We start from the raw sequence: 19,391 nt of genomic DNA on the forward strand, positions 1-19,391 counted from the left end.
CCACCATCTCCGGCGCCGGACACGCGCACCGACGGCCACGTCGGCCGCATCGTCCGCCTGCTCGCCGACCACGCGATGGTGGTGGTCAGCGGCACCAAGCTGGCCGCCGAGCTGGGCATCAGCCGCTCCGCGGTGTGGCGGTTCGTACAGCAACTGCGCGGGCTGGGCGTGCAGATCGCCGGCCATCCCGCCACCGGCTACCGCCTGGAAGCGGTCCCGGACCTGCTGCTCCCCGAGTTCATCGCGCCTGCCTTGAGGGGCACGATATTCACCGGATCCATCCACCACTATTTCCGGCTGGGCTCCACCAACAAGGCGGCCATGGACGCCGCCGCCGCCGGCGAACCCCAGGGCAGCGTCTTTCTCGCCGAGGAGCAGACCGCCGGACGCGGCCGTAGCGGACACGACTGGTACTCCGAGAAATCCTCCGGGATCTACGTGTCCATCCTGCTGCGCCCCGACGTCCCTCCGAGCGACGTCCTGGTGCTCTCCCTGGCCGCCGGGCTGGCGGTGCAGAACGCGGTCGAGCAGGTCACCGGCGTCTGCCCCGACTTGCGCTGGCCCAACGACCTGCTGCTGGGGAGCAAGAAATTCTGCGGCATGCTCACCGAGATGACCGCCGAGCCCACCCGCGTCCGCTATGTGGTCCTGGGCATCGGGCTCAACGCCAACCAAGAGAGCTTTCCCGCCGCGCTGACGGAAGCCGCAACTTCTTTGCGGATGCAAACTGGCCGCGACTGGTCGCGCGTCGAACTCACCGTGGCCCTGCTGCGCGCGCTGGACCACGAGTTCCGCATGCTGCTGCCGCAGCGCCCGGGCATGGGCACGGCACCCGCCGAGGCCGCGATGACCATCATCCGCCGCTTCGAGGAGCGCTCCTCCTATGCCCGTGGCAAGCGCGTCCACGTGGAAGAGGCCGGCGGCTTCGACGGCGTCACCACCGGTCTCGACGACCGCGGCTTCCTCCTGGTGAAGGCGCGCGACGGCCTGCGCACCGTGCTCTCCGGCGGCGTGCGCGAGCTTTGATTCTGCGGCCTTCTGCGTTAGTCTGCGGGCTGCAAATCTTATGCTTTTTGTCCTCGATGTCGGCAACACGAATACGGTGGCGGGCGTCTTCCGCTCCGACGGCAACGGCGGATACCGCCAGCTAGTCGCGCACTGGCGCCTGGGCACCAACCGCACCCAGACCGTGGACGAGTACGGTGTCCTGCTGCGCAACCTGTTCGCCATGGCCGAGCTCGAGCCCTCGGCCATCGACGGCATCATCGTTTCCTCGGTGGTGCCGCCGCTCGACAGCACTTTGCGCGAGGTCTGCCAGAGCTACTTCGGCTGCAAGCCGCTGTTCGTCGAGCCCGGGGTGAAGACCGGCATGCCCATCCAGTACGACAACCCGCAGGAGGTCGGAGCCGACCGCATCGTGAACGGGGTTGCCGCCTTCGAGAAATACGGCGGCCCCTGCATCGTCGTCGATTTCGGGACCGCGACCACCTTCGATTGCGTCTCCGCCAAGGGTGAATACATGGGCGGAGTGATCTGCCCCGGCATCGGCATCTCGGCCGAAGCCCTGTTCTCGCGCACCGCGCGCCTGCCGCGGGTGGACATCCGGCGGCCGCAGCGCATCATCGGCAGCAACACCGTCGGCAGCCTGCAGTCCGGCCTGTTCTACGGATACCTGGCGCTGGTGGATGGCCTGCTCGAGCGCCTGCTCGGGGAGATGGGCGCGAACACCAAGGTCGTGGCCACCGGCGGCCTCGCCGCCCTCATCGGCAACGAATCGAAATACATCTCCGCCGTGGACGACCTGCTCACCCTCGACGGCCTGCGCATCATCTGGGAGCGCAACGCGAGGAAGAAGACCGCAGAGCCTGCGGAGCCCACCGAGGCTAAGAAGAAAAAAGCCCGCAGCTGACCCTTGGTGCCCTTCGTGCAGCCTTTGTGTCCTTTGTAGTGAGCTTTCCTTCTACTTTGCGTAGACTCTTTCTGCGTGGAGAATTATTTCAACTACTTCACCGAGATCGAGGAGCACTTCCAGTGCCGTCGTGGCGGCGCGCTGCTGCTCTCGACCCTCGACTGGGCCCTGATCGAGACCTGGAAGGACGCGGGCCTGCCGCTGGAAGCGGTGCTGCGCGGTATCGACGCCACCTTCGACCGCTACGACGCCAAGCCCTCCAAGTCCCGCAAGATCAATTCTCTGGCCTACTGCTCCCAGGAGGTGCTGGCCGCGGCGGAAGACATGAAGGAGGCCGCGGTCGGCAGCGCGCGCTCCGAGAACCCCTCCGGCTTTGACGCCGCCACCATTGCCGCCTACCTCATGGACAACGCGACTCGCCTGGAAGGAGTGAAGGGCCTCGGTCCGGCCGCGGCCGAAGCCGCGCGCACTTTGCGCGACCTGGCCGGAGGGCTCGCTGCATCACAATCTTCACCTCGTCTCGAAGACTTGGAGCGCCACCTCACGGTCATGGAAGAAAAGCTCTTTGCCGTCCTCCTGGCCAACACACCCGACCGGGAGCTGGTGGCAGTGCGCGCCGAGGCCGATCGCGAGATCGCGCCCTATCGCCGCAACATGATCGCCGCCCAGCTCGAGCAGCTGCACAAGCAGTTCGTGCATAAGCGCCTGCTGGAGAAGCATCAGGCGCCGCGGCTGAGTTTGTTTTACATGTGAAACGGGCCCACGTGGGGACGGGCGTCTCGCCCGTCCGGGGCGCGCGTAGCGATCCGATCGAATGGAACTCACCATCGACAAACTCGTGTACGGCGGCGACGCTCTGGCCCGCCTTCCCGCCGACGAGCTCGGTAAAGGCAAGGCCGTCTTCCTGCCTTTCGCCCTGCCGGGCGAGAGGGTGAACGCGCACCTCGTCGAGCAACGTCCTGGATTTGCGCGTGCTGGGCTCGACTCCGTGATCGAAGCCTCACCTCACCGCGTCGAGCCGCGCTGCCCCTACTTCTTCCGCTGCGGCGGATGCCACTACCAGCACGCCGCGTATGAAGAACAGCTTCGCCTGAAGTCCAACATCCTGCGCGAAACCCTGCGTCGCACCGCGAAGCTCGATTGGACCGGAGAGATCCGCGTCCATTCCGCTGAGCCCTGGGGGTACCGCAATCGGACGCGGATGCGGCTGCGCGCGGCGCCCGAGTTTACCCTCGGCTACTACCGCCTGGGGACTCACGAGCTGCTGGCCGCGGAGCAGTGCCCCATCAGCTCTCCGCTCATCAACCGGGCGCTGCAGGCGGTATGGGAAATCGGACGCGGAGACCAGCTCGCGCCCGAGCTGACCGAGGTCGAGTTCTTCGCCAACGCAGCCGACGACCGCCTGCTGATCGCGTTCTTTTCCCTTGCTGCCCAGCGGCCCCCGGAAGGCACGGCAGAGGCGCTCACTGCCGCGATCCAAGCGAAGCTTCCCGAGGCCGCCGGCGTGCTGCTGTTCGAGCAGCGCCGTGCCGACCGCTCCCAGGCCCAGGGACGCTCGCCGCTGGATGACCTCGACGGCGCCGTCGAGGGCCGGCCCTACGCGAGTGCCGGCGAGAAGGCGCTCACCTACGAGGCGGCGGGCACGAAGTACCGCGTCGGTGGCGGTTCGTTCTTCCAGACCAACCGCTTTCTGGCCGACAAGCTGGTCGAGCTGGTCGCCTCCGGACGCTCCGGCGGCAAGGCGCTCGACCTCTATGCGGGAGTAGGCCTGTTCGCCGCTGCCCTGGCCAGGACCTTTGACAAGGTTACCGCCGTCGAGTCGGCTCCCGCTTCGTCTTCCGACTTGCAGCGCAATGTGCCCGGCAACGTCTCCGCCGTCCAGGACCGCACTGAGCTCTTCCTGAAGAGCTCTCCGGGGATGAAGGCTGACCTGGTGGTGGTCGATCCGCCACGGGCCGGGCTGGGAGAGACGACCGCGCGAACTCTGGCTGCCCTGCGCGCTCCGCGGATCACCTACGTCTCGTGCAATCCCGCGACCTTGGCGCGCGACCTCACGGTACTGGTCGGGGCCGGCTGGCGAGTGGACGAGGTCAACCTGATCGATCTCTTCCCTCAGACCTACCACATCGAAAGTGTGGTGCAGCTGGTGCGCTGAGTCTGCAGTAGAGACCCGTGTCAGCGCGTCTCCGGAGACGCCCTGACCGGCGTCTTTAGCGGCACTTAGTTGCACATGAAGCTGAGGGAGCGGGCGATGAAGGGCTTCAAGTCCTTGCGCGAAACCACGGCGTCGAGCATGCCGTGTTCCAGCAGGAACTCGCTGCGCTGGAACTCCGGCGGGAGCTTCTGGCGGATGGTCTGCTCGATGACGCGCGGGCCGGCGAAGCCGATGAGCGCTCCGGGCTCGGCGATATTCAGGTCGCCCAGCATGGCGTAGCTGGCGGTCACGCCGCCGGTGGTGGGATCGGTGAGGACTGAGATGTACGGGACGCGGGCGTCGTCCAGCCGCGCCAGGGCCGCCGAGATCTTCGCCATCTGCATCAGGCTGACGACTCCTTCCATCATGCGCGCCCCGCCCGAGGCGGAGACGATGATAAGCGGCTGCCGCTGCTCGGTGGCGCGCTCAATGGCCCGGGTGATGGCTTCGCCGACCACGCTTCCCATGCTGCCGCCGATGAATCCGTACTCCATGGCGCTGACGATCACCGGCCGGCCGTCGAGCTTGCCGCGGGCGTTGATGATCGCATCCTTCAGGCCGGTGTCGGCCTGGGCGCGGCGCAGGCGCTCCGAGTAGGGACGCACGTCCACGAATTTCAGCGGATCGGTGGAACTGATGTCGGTGTCGTCCACCTGGTACTGGCCGTCATCCAGCAGCATGGCCAGGCGTGTGCGGGCATCGATGCGGAAATGCCGGCCGCAATTGGGGCAGACGTTGAAGTGCGCGTCCAGGTCTTTCTTCCAGATGATCTTGCGGCACTTATCGCACTTGACCCACAGGCCCTCGGTGCGGACACGCTTCTCCTCCCCGGGTTGAATGTCGGAAGATTCGCGCTTGAACCAGGCCATAGAAAGTACTCAGTACTCGGTTGAATGCGGCCGGAAACGAAACTCGTATTGTACCGCGCCGGCTGAGACTTTGGCGCTGACGCTCAGTACTCGATGCCGCGCTGCGCCATCACCCCTTTTTCGTAGGCATGCTTCACCTGCTTCATCTCGGTGACTGTGTCGGCGATCTCGACGATGCTGGGATGCGCGTTGCGTCCGGTCAGGATGACGTGCACCGCCTCCGGCTTCTGCTTCAAGGTCTCCGCGACCTTGGCCGGGTCGAGCATCTTGTAGCCGATTGCGTAATTGATCTCGTCGAGGATGACCAGGTCCCACTGCCCGGAGAGGATGGCGGCGCGCGCTTCGTTCCACGCCTCCTCCACCATCTTGATGTCCTCGGGATCGGTCTCGGCGCCGCCGACTTTCACGAAGCCACGGCCCATCTGCTTCATCACGAAGTTGTCGCCGAAGGCCTTCACCGCGTCGAGCTCGCCGTAGTGCCACGAGCCCTTGAGGAACTGCAGCATCAGCACCTTCATGCCGCTGCCCACCGCGCGCAGCGCTGTGCCCATGGCGGCGGTCGTCTTGCCCTTGCCAGGTCCGGTGTTCACGATGATGAGACCGCGACGGATATCAGCCACGCTCTAGTGCCCCGTGTGATAGGGATGGCCCTTCAGGATTGTAAATCCACGGTAGAGCTGCTCCAGCAAAACGATCCGGGCCAGTTCGTGGGCCAGGGTCATCTTGCCGAAGGACAGCACCAGGTCGGCGGAACCCCGCGAGGCGTCGCTGAATCCATCAGCCGGCCCGACGGCGAAGATCAGGGTCTGGGTGCCGCGGTCCTGCTGGTCGCGCAGCAGCTCGGCGAATTCCTCCGAGGTGAACTGCCGTCCCTGCTGGTCGAGCATGACGAAGGTCGGGCGAGTCCGGCCGCCGGCCTTCTCCACCGCCTTCAGCAGCGCCGTCTCGTCGGCGTACTCCTGCGACTCGACCCCGCCATAGCGCGACAGCCGGTTCAGGTATTCGGTTGTGAGCGATTGGATGGCAGGCTCTTTGGTCTTGCCCACCCACACCACGCGTAATCTCACGATGACGATTAAACCACAAGGGACTTCCCCGCCACTGACAAACGCGGATCAGGCCGGATCACTGAAGATCCCCGAGGATCCGCGTGCATCGGCGGAGGGGAGATTAATCCAGCCCGTAGCGCTTGCGCTTTTCCAACAGCGTCTTGCGGCTGATGCCCAGGATCTGGGCGGCCTTGGTCTTCTTGCCGCGGGTGTAGTCGAGGATCTCGGCGATGTACGCGCGTTCCAGGTCTTCCAGGCTCATCTTGCTGGCGGGGGCAGCGCCGGCCTTGACTACGTGCCCCGGCAAGTCCTCGACCCCGACCTCGGCGACCGCCGAGTAGATGACCGCCCGTTCCAGCAGGTTGCGCAGTTCGCGCACGTTGCCGGGGAACTGGTAGCTCTCGAGCGCCGACAGTGCCGCGGGCGCAAAGCTCATCTCCGGGCGGCGATGGACCTCGCACAACTGTGCCAGCAGGTGCCGGGCCAGCGGACGGATGTCGGCGGGCCGTTCGCGCAGCGGCGGGATGACCAAGGGAATCACGTTCAAGCGGTAATACAGGTCTTCGCGGAAGGTGCGGCGAGCGACGGCGCGCTCCAGGTCCACGTTGGTGAGGGCGATCAGACGGGCGTCCACGCTCAGGTTGCGCGTGCCGCCCAGGCGCTGGAATTGCTTCTCCTCGATGACCCGCAGCAGCTTGGCCTGCACCGGCATGGAGAGCGCGCCGACCTCATCCAGCACGATGGTGCCGCGTCCCGCCAGTTCCAGCCGGCCACGCTTCATCTGGGTCGCGCCGGTGAACGCCCCGCGCTCGTAGCCGAAGAGCTCGCTCTCCACCAGCTCGTGGGGCAGGCTGGCGCAATCGATGTGGACCAGGGGCTCGTCGGCGTTCGGCCCGAGATAGTGGATCGGGGAAGCGAGCAGGTCCTTGCCGGTCCCGCTTTCGCCGCGGATGAGGACGGTCGAAGCCGAAGCCGCGACCTTGCGGGCTTTTTCCAGCAGTTCGAGCGATCCGGGGTCGGCGGCCACCCAGGCCGACAGGATGCCGTTGCGAGAGGCGCTCTGCTCGGCCCACGCCATGTCTTCTACCGGGCCCGCGTACGGCGCCGCGGGGACGCTCTTCGAGGGGCTCTCTCTTTCTCCGTCAATTGCGAGGGGTGCAATGGGGTCGCAGACTTCCACAGCCGCTCCAGGTCATAGTAGTTCCGTGCCTTCTCGGAAAAGATGTGGACCACAAAGTCCACGTAGTCGAGCAGGACCCAATCGGCCTGGCGGTATCCCTCGATGTGCGTCGGGTGCAGGCCGGCCTTCGAGAGCCTCTGTTCCACCTCATCCGAGATGGCTTGGATCTGGCGCGGGTTGCTGCCGCTGCAAATGACAAAGTAGTCGGTGAAGCCGGAGGAGGCTTCGTCCAGTTCGAGGACGGAGACGTCGCTGGCCTTCTTGGACTCGGCGGCGGCGATGGCGGCGGAGACTTGCTGCTTCAGGTCGGATTTCTTCAAGGAAGTATTCAGTACTCGGTACTCAGTATACGAAAACCCGATGGAAGCCGCTCTACAGGGCCCGAAATTTTCGCCGTGCTTGCTGGCCTTCAGATGAGGGGCGGTAAAGATGCGTTTTGCGGATGTATTCGGCGACGGCGGGATCGACCAACCTGCCGAGGGAAGCCCCGCGGCGGGCGGCGGCGCGGACCTGGCTGGCGGAGATGCGCACGTTCACGTCGTCCAGCAGGTGGACCGCCGTCGCGCCCAACGGCAGAGTGGTGGCGGCGTTCCTGAATGTCCGGATGGTCTTCAGGTCGGGGCGAAGGCTCTGGGGCAGGGCCTTGCCGATGTCGCCCAGCGAAAACTCCGGACGGCTGGCGACGATGAAGTCCACCTCGCGCAGCAGTGCCTCCGACTCGTGCCATTTGGCAATATCCATGAAGGCATCGATGCCGATGAGGAAGAAAAGCTTGTCGTTCTTGCCCAGATGCCGCTTCAGGGCGCGGACGGTGTCGATGGAATAGCTGAAACCGGGGCCGCAGCTGAAGGCTGGCGCGCCCGGTTCCGGCGGCGCTTCGAGCGAGGACGGGACGAAAGACCTCTTCCGCTGCAACGCCAGCGTGAGCATCGCGAAGCGGTGATGGTAGGGCGCGAGCGGGCGTCCTTGACGATGCGGCGGCACGCTGGAAGGAACGAAGAGCACCTGCTCGAGCCGGAACTTGCGCGCCGCGGCCCGCGCCACCGCCAGGTGTCCGCGATGTACCGGATCGAAGGTGCCGCCCAAAAGCCCGATGTTCATAGCAAATTCATTCTAACCACTGAGGCACAGAGACACAGAGGAATCAATCTCTCCTCCTTCTCTGTGTCTCTGTGGTGAAGAATCATCCCGACGGCGCATTGCGCGAGCGGCGCTTGCGCGTCGAACTGGAGCTGTCGGGTACAAGCTCGTATTCTTCGACCCGCCCGGCTGACTTCTGCTCGTCCATCTCCGTCGCGCGCTCGCGCAGCCTTTTCACCCGCTCGCCCATGGCGTGCCGGAGGTCCTCGATGCCCTTGCCGGTCACGGCAGAGATCTCATAGAGCTTCAGCCTCTTGCGGGTGCAGAAACGCTCCAGCTTAGCGAGCTTCTGCTTGTTGGCGATGTCGAGCTTGGAGGCCGCCACGAGCATCGGCTTGTTCTCCAGGCCGGCGCCAAAGCTCTTGAGCTCATTCAGGATGACTTCGAAATCCTGGATGGGGTCGGGCCGGCCACTGGCGTCGGAGACGTCCACCAGGTGCACCAGGAGGCGCGTGCGCTCGATGTGGCGCAGGAACTGGGTGCCCAGGCCGGCGCCGTGGTGCGCGCCCTCGATGAGGCCGGGAATGTCCGCGAGCACGAAGCTGAAGCCTTTGGGGTCGTCGGCCTTGCCGATTACGACGACGCCCAGGTTCGGCTCCAGGGTAGTGAAGGGATAGTCGGCGATCTTGGGCCGCGCCGCCGAGATGCGGGAGATCAGCGTGCTCTTGCCTACGTTGGGATACCCCACCAGCCCCACGTCGGCCAGCAGCTTCAATTCGAGGCGATAGGCGCGCTCCTCGCCGGGACGGCCAGGCTCGCATTCACGCGGCGCCTGGTGCGTGGGGGTAGCGAAGTTCTGATTGCCGCGTCCGCCTCGTCCGCCGCGGGCGATCACCACCCGCTCATCAGGGCCGCGGAAATCGTGCACCCGCTCTCCTGTGACATCGTCGTACAGGATGGTGCCGACCGGGACCTTGAGCACGATCGATTCGCCTTCACGTCCGGTGCGGTTCGAGCCCTCGCCGTGGCGGCCGCGCTCCGCCCGGTACTCGGGGTTGAAGCGGAAGTGGACCAGCGTGTTGTGCTGCTCGCTGGATTCCATGACCACGTCGCCGCCGCGCCCGCCGTCGCCGCCCGAGGGCCCGCCACGGGGCACGAACTTCTCCCGCCGGAAGGCCACGCAGCCGTTGCCGCCATCGCCGGCCTTGACGCGGATCTTGGCCTCATCAATGAACATTGTTTCTATTTGAGCACAAAAAGCCGAACGGCGCGGCTTGTGCCGCGCCGTTCCGGTCCACAGCAGCGGTTAGCGGGGCAGCTTGAAATCGACGCCGCGGTCCTCGTTGATCTTGGCGGTCGCCACCAGGTCGAGTTCCGCAAGCTTGACCTTGAAGGGGCCGGTGCCGTCGAGGTTGAACAGGATCTGGCCGACGATGGCGTAGTTATGGATGTCCAGCTGGTGGCCGTCGGCGAAGACCAGAGTGGTCGTCTCTTGTTCCCCGACTCCGATGACCGTTGACTTCGGCGTCGCCTCGGCAGCGGGCCCACGGTATTCCTCCTCGTAACGCGCTTCATCGCGAGCATAAGGACGGCTCGCCGGACGGCGCTCGAAGATAGTGGGCGCAGGCGGAGCCGGCTCCTCGGCCGTCGGCGCTGGCTGCAGATAGTCATAGCCCGACATGTAGTCGGTGGAATAAGCCGGGTAAGCGGGATAGTAGTACGGCGCGTAGGCGTAGCCGCCGTATCCGTAGAGACTCCGGCGATGGTGGCCCCCCTTGACCCCGCTATGAACGGGCGGATAGGTGGTCGGATAGCAGGCCAGGCCGCCGGCAATGCAGGAGAAGGTCGTGGGTGGCGTCGAGGGAGGCACGCCGAATGGATATCCACGTCCGTCCTGCCAGCCGTTCGGTCCGAGCGAGGTCACGCTGGCAGGCACCCCGGGCGTGAACCCCTTCGATGTCTGGGAAGTGACGGAAGCGGGCACACCATGGACCTGGGCCATGGCAGCGGCCGCGAACAGGACCAGAGCAGCAATCCCAGCCCGTTTCATAAGAGCACTCCTGTTCCTATCCTAATCCTTCTAACCCCCGGCGGAGGGGGAAGTTCTTGTCGCCTCCCCCATGGATGCTGCGCTACCGCCAAAAGTTCCAGGGTGGCCAGGCTGGCGGCCAGCACCACGAAGACGAGGACGGCAGGACGCCGCCAAGACGTTTCCGCCAGGTCGGCAAAGATCCCACCCACGAAGACGAACAGCAGGGGCAGCGACCAAGCGGGGAAGGGCCCCAAGTAGGCATCTCCGGACGATGGAAGCCCGAGCACCAGGGTGAGCGCAGTGGCCAGCAAGGGAGCGGTGTTGCCGAAGTAGCGGGAGCGGCGCGACGCGAGGTACACACCGGCCGACGCAGCGGCAATTGTCATCAGGGTCCACGACGCCGCGGCCACACTGGTATGTACCACGAAGTGAGGCGCGGACCAGCCGGCGAAGGGCGAGAAGTCGGTTTCCGCGAACCAGCGCGGGCCGGCGATGACCACCAGGATGGCGATCGCCACCGCCAAGCCGGACGCCATCAAGCCCAGCGCCGCTCCCCGCCGGTGCGGCACCAGGTAGAACATCATCGCCAGCGCCACCAGGACCATGAAGCTGAGTTCCGGCGCCGCCCCCGCCATCAGGGCGATCGCGGTCCCTAGCATGGCGACGCGCCGCCAGCGCTGCCGGATCTCGCCCCACATGCTGCTGCGCGCCGGCGCGTAGAGCGTATGCGATACGGCGATGGAGACGAAGATCACCCCGAACATGCCCAGGGCCGCCACCGGAATGGGGTTCATGCTGACGGAGACGAACGGCATCGGCGAGAAGCAGTACAGCAGCAGCGCCGCGATGCCTCCGGGGTTGCCGTAGAGACGCCGCGCCACGTACCAGATCGAGGCGCCGAGCAGCAGCCCGATGGCGATGAAGGGCAGCTTCGCCAGCTGGCTCGCAATGTCGCCCAAGCCCACCATCCGGCCGAAGGTGATGGCGACACCGGCAAGGATCCCCACGATCGGGGCGCCGGGGGTCTTCGGATGAACGAAGAATCCCGGCTGCAGCAGGCCCACGCTCTCGGTGGTTGCCGACAGCACGGCACACTGCGCCAGGAAGCACAAGAGCAGGAAGGCCGCCACGAATTGCGGCGGCCCCATAGGAAGCCCGAGCAGATGAAAGTAAGGCTCGCTGCGCATGAAGGGTCGTTTGTAACACAGCGAATTTGGTAATTGGGTAATTTGGTAATCGGGTAATTGGGCCTTGGCTGTTTCGATTACCCAATTACCCGATCGCGATTACCAGCTGTAGTGGACCGTATAGCGCACCGTGACTTCGCCGTCGGGCTTGACGGTGACCGGGAACTCGATGCGGTTGGAGTCGATCTTGCGATAGCCGTGGGTCTTGCTGGTGATCTCCCAGTTGGACCAGCGGTAGAGGTGCTCGACCACCCGCACTTCCACCGACTCTTTCTTGTGGTTGCGCACCTTGATCTCGAATGACTCGTCGCAGAACTGACGGTTCACGTCCACCTTGTAGTCCGTCCGCTTGCGCTCGCCCACCAGGTCGAAAGAGTTACCGGTGTAGAGGCGGATGGTCTCGTCTTTGGGGGTGTGGTCGATGTAGTTCTCGCCGGTGAACTGCAGCCGCCCCTGCTCATCACGGCGGTAGAAGCGCATGCGGCCGCGGGGCAGGGCGATGCCCATGTGGTTCTCAGCGGTGTTCTTGAACTCCTGCATCACCCAGATCTTGGGATTGGACTGCGTGCCGTAGCTGGGGTCGTTGCGGATGTTCTCGAAGGACCAGCCGCTGTAGCGGTTCCAGTCGATGGCGGCGCCGTCATAGACGAACAACTTCTTCGACTGGACGCCGCCGGCGCGCACGAACTCCACCTGCTTGGTCTCGTGGTCGCGCAGCGTGACCGGACGCACCAGGCTGTAGAGGTGATACTCGTCGAAGGCGCGCTCGGTGACCGGCGGGGCCATGGCGTCGGCGGCCTTGGCCGCGACCTCCTGGGCCATGCGGCCGGCCAGCACGCCGCCCGGCATGATCTTGTTGACGTCGCCAGCCATCAGCCGGACGCGTGCGTGGTCGAACTGCTTGCCGCTCTGGTTGTCGATGGTGATCCAGCCGATGACGTCGAGCACTTCACCGGTCTCGGGCGCGACCACGTTGTAATCGGCCTCCCAGCGCATGCCGCCGGAGACGTAGGACAGCTCGGCGTCGAGGTGGCCGGGCTTATCGGTGGCCAGCAGCCAGTGCAGCGTGGGCTTCAGCACGGTGTCGTTGCCCAGAGCGGGGAACAGCGGCTGGCCGGGCAGGCCGAATTGCAGGTGGCCGTCGATCTCGATGATCGGCGTGCTGCCCTGCGCGTACGGTTGCTGGTATCCGTAACCATACTGCGGCTGGATGTAGCGCGGCGTGTACCCGCTGCGGATGATCTTGCCTTTAATAACCTGGGTCTTCTCGCCATCGCGCTTGATCAGGAAGTCGATGGTCTTGCCCTCATACATGGAGAGCAGCAGCTCCTGCGAGACCGGATCGTTGCGGAAATTCTGCTCCAGGACCTGGAGATTGCGGCGGCCGAGCGGGTCGCGCAGCATCACCGAGTCGGGCTCAAGAAACCCGGTCGTCTCGGTGAAGCGCACGGTGTTCACGCCCGCGGTCAGGTCCAGCGACAGCGCCTGGCGCACCACGGCAAAATTCTGGTTGTAGATGGTGATGGCCGGATCGCTCCAGGCATCGTCCTCGGCGGGGCGCGGCGTGGCAGCGCAGATCATCATTCCGGCGGTCAGCAGGGCCAGGGTCACCAGGGCGGCGGCGGTCACGGTCAGTTTGCGTTTCATGTTCTCCCTCTCCGGAGCTTGGTTTCGCTCTCGGAGGGAGAACGGCGGAGCGGGAACAACTTGCACGGCATCCGCGCGTGACCTTGGTAACCATCCCTTCCGGGGCCGCACGTCACCGTGCGGTGTGATGACGCATTGCGGTATGTCGCTGACAGCGAAACAATTAGGCGATGACCACGGTTTGAGTGCGGGTGTATTGATTGGTCACCGGCGCCCTGGGAGACTCGCCGCCATGAAGGCGATCCGGCAACGCGCGGTTTCGGTCCTCCTCCTGGCCCTGCTGATCTCCACAGCGGCAGGAGCCGCCCGGAAGCATGCTCCGGCGCACCAGGCTCCTCCCGAAGATCCGGTCGCTGTGGCTATCGACCACCTGCGGAACCTGGAATACGACCCGGCGGAGAACCTGCTCCTGGAGTTCCAGCAAAAGCATCCGGACGACCTGCGGGCCTGGAACCTGCTGGGGACCGTCATCCTCTACCGCGAGATGTTCCAGCGCGGCCTGCTGGAGTCGCACCTCTACGGCAAGAAGGGCGAGGTCTTTCAGCCGACCACCACGCCCGTCAGCGAGGAGTTCGAACGAAAGCTGTTCGAGGTGCTGGACAAGGCGCACGCCTTGGCCGACACCCGGCTGCAGAAGGACCCCAATGACCGCGACGCGCTCTACTGGGGAGGCGTCAGCCACGGCACACGCGCCACCTATCTCTTCGCCGTGAAGCGCTCGTACACGGCGGCGCTGGGCCAGGCCAAGGCCGCCAACAAGCAGCACAAGGCGCTGCTCAAGCTCGATCCTGCCTACGTGGATGCCAACCTGATCGTCGGGGTGCAGGACTACGTAGTCGGGTCGCTGCCCTGGCCGGTCAAGGTCCTGGCGGCGCTGGTGGGGGCGCATGGCAACCGCGAGCAGGGACTGCGGGAGATCGAGCTGGTGGCACAGAAAGGTAACTACGCCCGCGACGACGCCCGCACCGTGCTGGCTGTCCTCTATCAGCGGGAGGAGCGTTGGGGCGATGCCCGCCGCGTCCTGGAAGAGCTGGCGCAACGCTTCCCGCGCGGCTTCCTCTCGGCCAACGAGCTGGCGGCGGTGTGCTCGCGGCTCGACGACTGGCGCTGCGTGGCCGCGACGTACGATGAGCTGCTGGCGAAGTATCACGCCGGTCCACCCAACCCGTCCTGGAAGCGCTTCTGGGTGGCCAAGGCGCTGTACCTCTCCGGGCAGGCGCACGTGAAGCTGGGGGAGGACGAGCCGGCACTGGCGCGCTACGGCGAGGCCGCCCAGCTCTCCGGCGATGAGGCTTACATCCGGCGCGCCCAGCTGGCGGATGCCGAACTGCTGCAACGCCTGGGACGCAGCGAGGAGGCACGGCAGCATTACCAGCAACTGGCTTCCGCATTCCCCGACAGCGAAGAAGGAAAGGCAGCCCGCAAAGCGCTACGGCAGTGACTACGTTTGTGGTTTGGCTGCGATGAGCCACATGTTGTCGCTGGTGGGGATGTGGTCCAGCGGCCCGAAGCGCAGGATGTCGAAGCCCGAGTCCTTCAGCAGGCGCACCAGCAGCGCCGGGGTGAAGTAGTTCACGTGATCGGGGTAGCGGAAGCCGCACCAGCGTGCGCCTCGCACCGCGCGGTTCCAGCTGGCGTAGTTCGGCACCTTGGCGATGAGCGAAGCGCCCGGGCGCATGGCGCGCCGCGCTGCCTCCAGCACTGGCCGGGGCGCAGGCTCATGCTCCAGGTAACTGCTCATCACTACCCCGTCGAAGAAGTCCTGCTCCCACTGCGCCAGCGCTGACAGCGCATCGCCATGGACGACCCGGCCTCCGCGGGTGGAGAACTTCTCCTGCGCGCGCCGCGCGGCCTCGTCCGAGATCTCGATCCCGAAGGGGACGAACCCTGCCGGCAAGCGCTCGAGCGCCCAGCCGCTGCTGCAGCCGACATCGAGCACGCGCCCCGAGCGCACGTAGCGGCGGATGAATGCAGTCAGCTTGTCGGTCTGGAAGATGGCTTTGAGCCCGCGGCTGAGGGAGCTGGCCAGCCCTTTGCGGCGCTCGCGCTCCTGTGCCCACGTCTTTTCCCAGGCGAATTCCTGCTTGAGCTGCTCCGCCCCCGGAGGATTCACCAGGTACAGCAGGCCGCACCCCGCACAACACTTGAGCTCCCACGGCGCCTGTGAGCAGGGATGTGCCGGCTGGTCGCGGTTGTCGCGGGCGCAGATGGGGCAGGTGCGCATGTTGAGCCGTTGTTGCAGGCGTGAGCGAAGCGGGAGCCCGCAGGCGAAATCCTGAGCGAAGCGAAGGAACCCTAACCTAGATATCCAGGTTCTTCACGTCGAGGGCATTCTCTTCGATGAATTTCCGCCGCGCTTCGACGTCCTCGCCCATCAGCGTCGAGAAGATGGTCTCGGTCTCGGCGATGTCCTCGAGCTTTACCGACATCAGCGTTCGCCGCTCCGGGTCCATGGTCGTCTCCCACAGCTGCTCCGAGTTCATCTCGCCCAGCCCTTTGTAGCGCTTGACGGTGAAGTCCTTGCGGCCCTCGTTGAGGACGTATTCGAAGAGGTCGCGCGCCGTCTGCTTTTCGACCTCTTCCATGGCTGCGGTCTTCTTCTTCGCGACCACGTCGCCCTTGGAGGTCTTCTTGGCGGCCTTCTCGCGGTCGGCCTTCTCGGCGTCGCTCTCCTCTTCGGCGTTGGCGCCGCCGTTCTTGGCCACCGCCTGGACCACGAATGGCGGCTCCAGGTACTCCTTGATCTGCGAGTACTTGGACATCATCTGGCGGAACTCGGGGGTGGACGCCAGCTCCCAGTTGACGATGCGCTCCGCCCCCTGCGCGTCCACGAAGTGCAGCTCCCACAGGTTGTGCTCGTCGTCGTACTTCAGCTCGCAGGACTTGATGCCCTGTTCCTTGGCGATGGCTTTGAACTGTTTTTCCAGGGCCACCAGCTTCTTCGGCGGGGCCTTCTTCTCGTCTTCGAAGTCCACCCGCTTGGTGAGCTCCGCCCTGGCCAGGAGCTCGGAGACCTTCTCGTCGCGGATGTGCTTGTCCACCTTCTCGAAGAAGTCGAGATAGTCCTTGAGCGTGGTCATGAACCGGGTCAGGGGCGCGCCTTCCAGCTTGGCGGCGCCTTCGCCGTAGCGGACCACCATGCCTTCGGCCGCGCGCTTCACCATGACTCGCACGAACTCGCGGTCGTCCTTGATGTACTGGTGCGACTTGCCCTTGTGGATGGAGTACAGCGGCGGCTGGGCGATGAACACGTTGCCCCGCTTGATCAGCTCCTGCATGTGGCGGAAGAAGAACGTCAGCAGCAGGGTGCGGATGTGGGAGCCGTCCACGTCGGCGTCGGTCATCAGGATGATCTTGGAGTAGCGCAGCTTGGAGGGATCGAAGTCGTCCTTGCCGATACCCGAGCCCAGCGCCGTGATCATGGCGCGGATCTCCTCGTGCCCGAGCATCTTGTCGTAGCGCGCCTTCTCCACGTTCAGGATCTTGCCCTTCAGCGGCAGGATGGCCTGGAAGCGGCGGTCGCGGCCCTGCTTGGCGGTGCCGCCGGCGCTCTCGCCCTCCACCAGGAACAGCTCGCAGCGCTGCGGATCGCGCTCCGAGCAGTCGGCCAGCTTGCCCGGCAGGCCGCCGCCGTCGAGCGCCCCCTTGCGGCGCGTCAGGTCGCGGGCTTTGCGCGCGGCTTCCCGCGCCCGCGCCGCCTCGATGGCCTTGTTGATGATCTTGCGCCCCACCGGCGGGTTCTGCTCGAAGTAAGCGCCCAGCCGCTCGTTGACGAAGGCCTGCACGATGCCCGCGATGTCGGAATTGAGCTTGCCCTTGGTCTGGCCTTCGAACTGCGGCTGCGGCAGCTTGACCGAGATCACCGCCACCAGGCCTTCGCGCACGTCGTCCCCGGTCAGGCTCTCCTTCACGTCCTTGAACAGCCCCAGCTGCTGCCCGGCGTAGTTGATGGTGCGGGTCAGGGAGGTGCGGAAGCCGGACAGGTGCGTGCCGCCATCCACGGTGTTGATGTTGTTGGCGAAGGAGAAGACCGTCTCGGAGTAGCCATCGTTGTACTGCAGCGCGATCTCCATGGCCACGCCGCCCCGCTCCGCCTCCATGTAGATGGGCTTGTCGTGCAGCACGGTCTTGCCGCGGTTCAGGTGCTTGATGAACTCGGCGATGCCGCCGTTGTACTTGAACTCGGCTTTCTTGGACTCCCCGGTCTTGGGATCGGTGGTGCGCTCGTCGATCAGCGTGATCAGCAGGCCCTTGTTGAGGAAGGCCAGCTCGCGCAGGCGCTGCGCCAGCGTGTCGAAGTTGTACTCGGTGGTGGTGAAGATGGAGGTATCGGGCTTGAACCACACCTTGGTGCCGCGCTTCTTGGTGTTGCCGGTCTTCTTCAGCTTCGAGGCCGGCTCTCCCTTGGCGTAGTCCTGTTGCCAGGTCTGGCCGTCGCGCCAGATCTCCAGCTCCAGCTCTTCGCTGAGCGCGTTGACAACGGAGACACCCACGCCGTGCAGCCCGCCGGAGACCTTGTAGGTCGAGGTATCAAACTTGCCGCCGGCGTGCAGCTTGGTCATCACCACCTGGGCCGCGGGCAGCTTCTCGCCGTCCACTTCCATCTCGTCCACGGGAATGCCGCGTCCGTTGTCCACCACGGTGATGGAGTTGTCCACGTGGATGGTGGCGTCGATCTTGTCGGCGAATCCGGCCAGGGCTTCGTCCACCGAGTTGTCCACGACTTCGTACACCAGGTGGTGCAGGCCCATCTCGCCGGTGGAGCCGATGTACATGGCGGGACGCTTGCGCACCGCTTCCATCCCGCCCAGCACCTTGATGGACTCGGCGGTGTAATCGTGTTCGCCGTCGCCGTTGGCGCCGTTCTTCTTCGGTTTGCTGTTCTCTTTCACCGTTGCCACAGCCGTTTCTCTGGTCGCCATCGAACTCCTGGAATGCCCTCAGACCGGTTCGAAGAATTCCCTCAAGAAGACAAAAATCGAGCGCTGCAGGGGTGAAATCTCACCCCGCCCCAACAAACGTCAAACTGTTGAAAGTAAAGTCACTTAGGAGGCGCCCGAGCACTATTGATTCTACCACAACAGCGGCTCCCGAGGCCGGGCAAATGGCGGCTGGAAGCGACGTGTTTTCAGGGGCTTGCAGAGGTGCAAAAAGATATGTCGTACCTCACCCCGATCGGTTGCGCAGCCCAAGTTCTGAAACCTTCCAGCTTCGCGCGGAATCCTGAGAGCCTATGCTCGTAGATCTCAGCCACATCATCGAACCCGGGATGCCGTCGTATCCCGGGCTGCCCGAGCCCAAGTTCCGCGTCGTGCGCGCGCACGGCGACGAGACTGGCTATGCACCCGGCACTAGCTTCCAGATCGCCGGTTACGATCTTGGAGGCAACACCGCCACGTATGTGGACTCGCCCTTCCACCGCCATCCGTCCGGCGCTGACCTGGCCGGCGTGCCTCTGGAGAGGTTGGCGCATCTGCCCGGCGTGCTCATCGGCGCGGCCGAGGAAGGGCCCATCGAGGCATCCGCGTTCCGCAGTTTCGATCTGCGCGGGCGGGCGGTGCTGCTCTACACCGGCTGGTCGCGCCGCTGGGGCGGAGATTACTTCCGCTCCGGGCCGTATCTCACCGGCGAGGCCTGCGACGCGCTGGTGAAGGCGGGCGCGGTGCTGGTGGGCATCGACTGCGCCAACATCGACAACATGAAAGATCCGGCGCGCCCGGCGCACACCCGCTTGCTGGGAGCCGGCATCCCCATCGTCGAGCACCTGACCAACCTGAACGCGCTGGCGGGGCAGGGCTTCCGCTTCTCCGCCGTGCCGCCCGCCATCCGCGGCGGCACCTCGTTCCCGGTGCGCGCCTTCGCGGTCTGCGATTGAGGTGAGTGATGGATGTCGTCAACCTGAAGGAAAAGCTGTCGCGGTTCTCCCAGCACTGGTCGCCGAAGATCGTCGGCGAGGTCAACGACTGCTACATCAAGCTGGTGAAGTTCCAGGGGCCGTTCGTGTGGCACCACCACGACCACGAAGACGAACTGTTCTTCGTGGTGAAGGGCAGCTTCCGCATGCGCCTGCAGGACGGCGACCGCACCATCCGCGAGGGCGAGTTCCTCATTGTCCCCCGCGGGGTGGAGCACATGCCGGTGGCCGACCAGGAGTGCCACGTCATGCTCATCGAGCCGCGCACCACGCTGAACACCGGTAATCTGAGGAACGAGCGCACGCTGGAAGAGCTGGAGCGGATCTAGT

Annotated in this window: 19 protein-coding genes; 7 read left to right on the forward strand and 12 right to left on the reverse strand. The window is 65.2% G+C overall.

Features of this window, described 5'->3' with window-relative positions:
• The first annotated feature begins 57 nt into the window (after positions 1–57).
• The 4 genes from VMS96_12460 (at position 58) to VMS96_12475 (ending at position 4,064) form a co-directional block, all read left to right on the forward strand.
• Complete coding sequence (locus VMS96_12460) at positions 58–1,026, forward strand: biotin--[acetyl-CoA-carboxylase] ligase (protein HVP44238.1); 969 nt, start codon at positions 58–60, stop codon at positions 1,024–1,026.
• A 40-nt stretch (positions 1,027–1,066) separates the two neighbouring features.
• Positions 1,067–1,909 (forward strand): type III pantothenate kinase, encoded by an 843-nt coding sequence (locus tag VMS96_12465; GenBank protein ID HVP44239.1) that lies wholly within the window; start codon positions 1,067–1,069, stop codon positions 1,907–1,909.
• Positions 1,910–1,984: 75 nt separating this feature from the next.
• Entirely contained in the window at positions 1,985–2,662 is a 678-nt protein-coding gene (locus VMS96_12470) for a hypothetical protein (protein HVP44240.1), read from the forward strand.
• A gap of 61 nt (positions 2,663–2,723) precedes the next feature.
• Positions 2,724–4,064, forward strand: coding sequence for a class I SAM-dependent RNA methyltransferase (locus VMS96_12475; GenBank protein ID HVP44241.1), 1,341 nt, complete (start codon positions 2,724–2,726; stop codon positions 4,062–4,064).
• Positions 4,065–4,129: 65 nt separating this feature from the next.
• Here VMS96_12475 and accD read toward each other — a convergent pair whose 3' ends face one another.
• The 10 genes from accD to VMS96_12525 form a co-directional block, all read right to left on the reverse strand.
• Entirely contained in the window at positions 4,130–4,972 is an 843-nt protein-coding gene (accD, locus tag VMS96_12480; GenBank protein HVP44242.1) for an acetyl-CoA carboxylase, carboxyltransferase subunit beta, read from the reverse strand.
• An 83-nt stretch (positions 4,973–5,055) separates the two neighbouring features.
• Positions 5,056–5,592, reverse strand: a complete 537-nt coding sequence (gene cobO / locus VMS96_12485; GenBank protein ID HVP44243.1) for a cob(I)yrinic acid a,c-diamide adenosyltransferase — start codon at positions 5,590–5,592, stop codon at positions 5,056–5,058.
• Positions 5,593–5,595: 3 nt separating this feature from the next.
• The gene (locus tag VMS96_12490) at positions 5,596–6,039 is read right to left on the reverse strand and encodes a 23S rRNA (pseudouridine(1915)-N(3))-methyltransferase RlmH (protein HVP44244.1); all 444 of its coding nucleotides are present in this window, start codon (positions 6,037–6,039) and stop codon (positions 5,596–5,598) included.
• 103 nt (positions 6,040–6,142) lie between these two features.
• A complete protein-coding gene (locus VMS96_12495) occupies positions 6,143–7,099 on the reverse strand; it encodes a sigma-54 dependent transcriptional regulator (GenBank protein HVP44245.1) in 957 nt (318 codons plus the stop codon).
• Positions 7,100–7,104: 5 nt separating this feature from the next.
• Positions 7,105–7,521, reverse strand: a complete 417-nt coding sequence (rsfS, locus tag VMS96_12500) for a ribosome silencing factor (protein ID HVP44246.1) — start codon at positions 7,519–7,521, stop codon at positions 7,105–7,107.
• Between the two features lie 52 nt (positions 7,522–7,573).
• A complete protein-coding gene (gene nadD / locus VMS96_12505; protein HVP44247.1) occupies positions 7,574–8,302 on the reverse strand; it encodes a nicotinate (nicotinamide) nucleotide adenylyltransferase in 729 nt (242 codons plus the stop codon).
• 82 nt (positions 8,303–8,384) lie between these two features.
• Entirely contained in the window at positions 8,385–9,518 is a 1,134-nt protein-coding gene (gene obgE, locus VMS96_12510; protein ID HVP44248.1) for a GTPase ObgE, read from the reverse strand.
• 69 nt (positions 9,519–9,587) lie between these two features.
• Complete coding sequence (locus VMS96_12515; protein HVP44249.1) at positions 9,588–10,331, reverse strand: hypothetical protein; 744 nt, start codon at positions 10,329–10,331, stop codon at positions 9,588–9,590.
• Positions 10,328–11,500, reverse strand: a complete 1,173-nt coding sequence (locus VMS96_12520; GenBank protein HVP44250.1) for a hypothetical protein — start codon at positions 11,498–11,500, stop codon at positions 10,328–10,330. The genes VMS96_12515 and VMS96_12520 overlap by 4 nt, the downstream gene beginning before the upstream one ends.
• A 99-nt stretch (positions 11,501–11,599) precedes the next feature.
• Positions 11,600–13,147 (reverse strand): hypothetical protein, encoded by a 1,548-nt coding sequence (locus tag VMS96_12525; GenBank protein HVP44251.1) that lies wholly within the window; start codon positions 13,145–13,147, stop codon positions 11,600–11,602.
• A gap of 232 nt (positions 13,148–13,379) precedes the next feature.
• On the opposite strand from VMS96_12525, the gene VMS96_12530 reads away from it, so the two are divergent.
• Entirely contained in the window at positions 13,380–14,588 is a 1,209-nt protein-coding gene (locus VMS96_12530) for a tetratricopeptide repeat protein (GenBank protein HVP44252.1), read from the forward strand.
• Here VMS96_12530 and VMS96_12535 read toward each other — a convergent pair whose 3' ends face one another.
• Together VMS96_12535 and gyrB are read right to left on the reverse strand one after the other, a co-directional pair.
• Positions 14,589–15,371, reverse strand: a complete 783-nt coding sequence (locus VMS96_12535) for a class I SAM-dependent methyltransferase (protein HVP44253.1) — start codon at positions 15,369–15,371, stop codon at positions 14,589–14,591. It abuts the gene before it with no gap.
• A 76-nt stretch (positions 15,372–15,447) separates the two neighbouring features.
• Positions 15,448–18,069: a DNA topoisomerase (ATP-hydrolyzing) subunit B gene (gyrB, locus tag VMS96_12540; GenBank protein ID HVP44254.1), complete on the reverse strand. Its 2,622-nt coding sequence runs from the start codon at positions 18,067–18,069 to the stop codon at positions 15,448–15,450.
• Between the two features lie 311 nt (positions 18,070–18,380).
• Here gyrB and VMS96_12545 point away from each other — a divergent pair, with 311 nt between their 5' ends.
• Positions 18,381–19,022, forward strand: coding sequence for a cyclase family protein (locus VMS96_12545; protein ID HVP44255.1), 642 nt, complete (start codon positions 18,381–18,383; stop codon positions 19,020–19,022).
• 8 nt (positions 19,023–19,030) lie between these two features.
• Positions 19,031–19,390, forward strand: a complete 360-nt coding sequence (locus VMS96_12550) for a cupin domain-containing protein (GenBank protein ID HVP44256.1) — start codon at positions 19,031–19,033, stop codon at positions 19,388–19,390.
• The last annotated feature ends 1 nt before the right edge of the window (position 19,391 follow it).

This window comes from Terriglobales bacterium (genome assembly GCA_035543055.1).
GTDB lineage: Bacteria > Acidobacteriota > Terriglobia > Terriglobales > Acidobacteriaceae > JAIQFD01.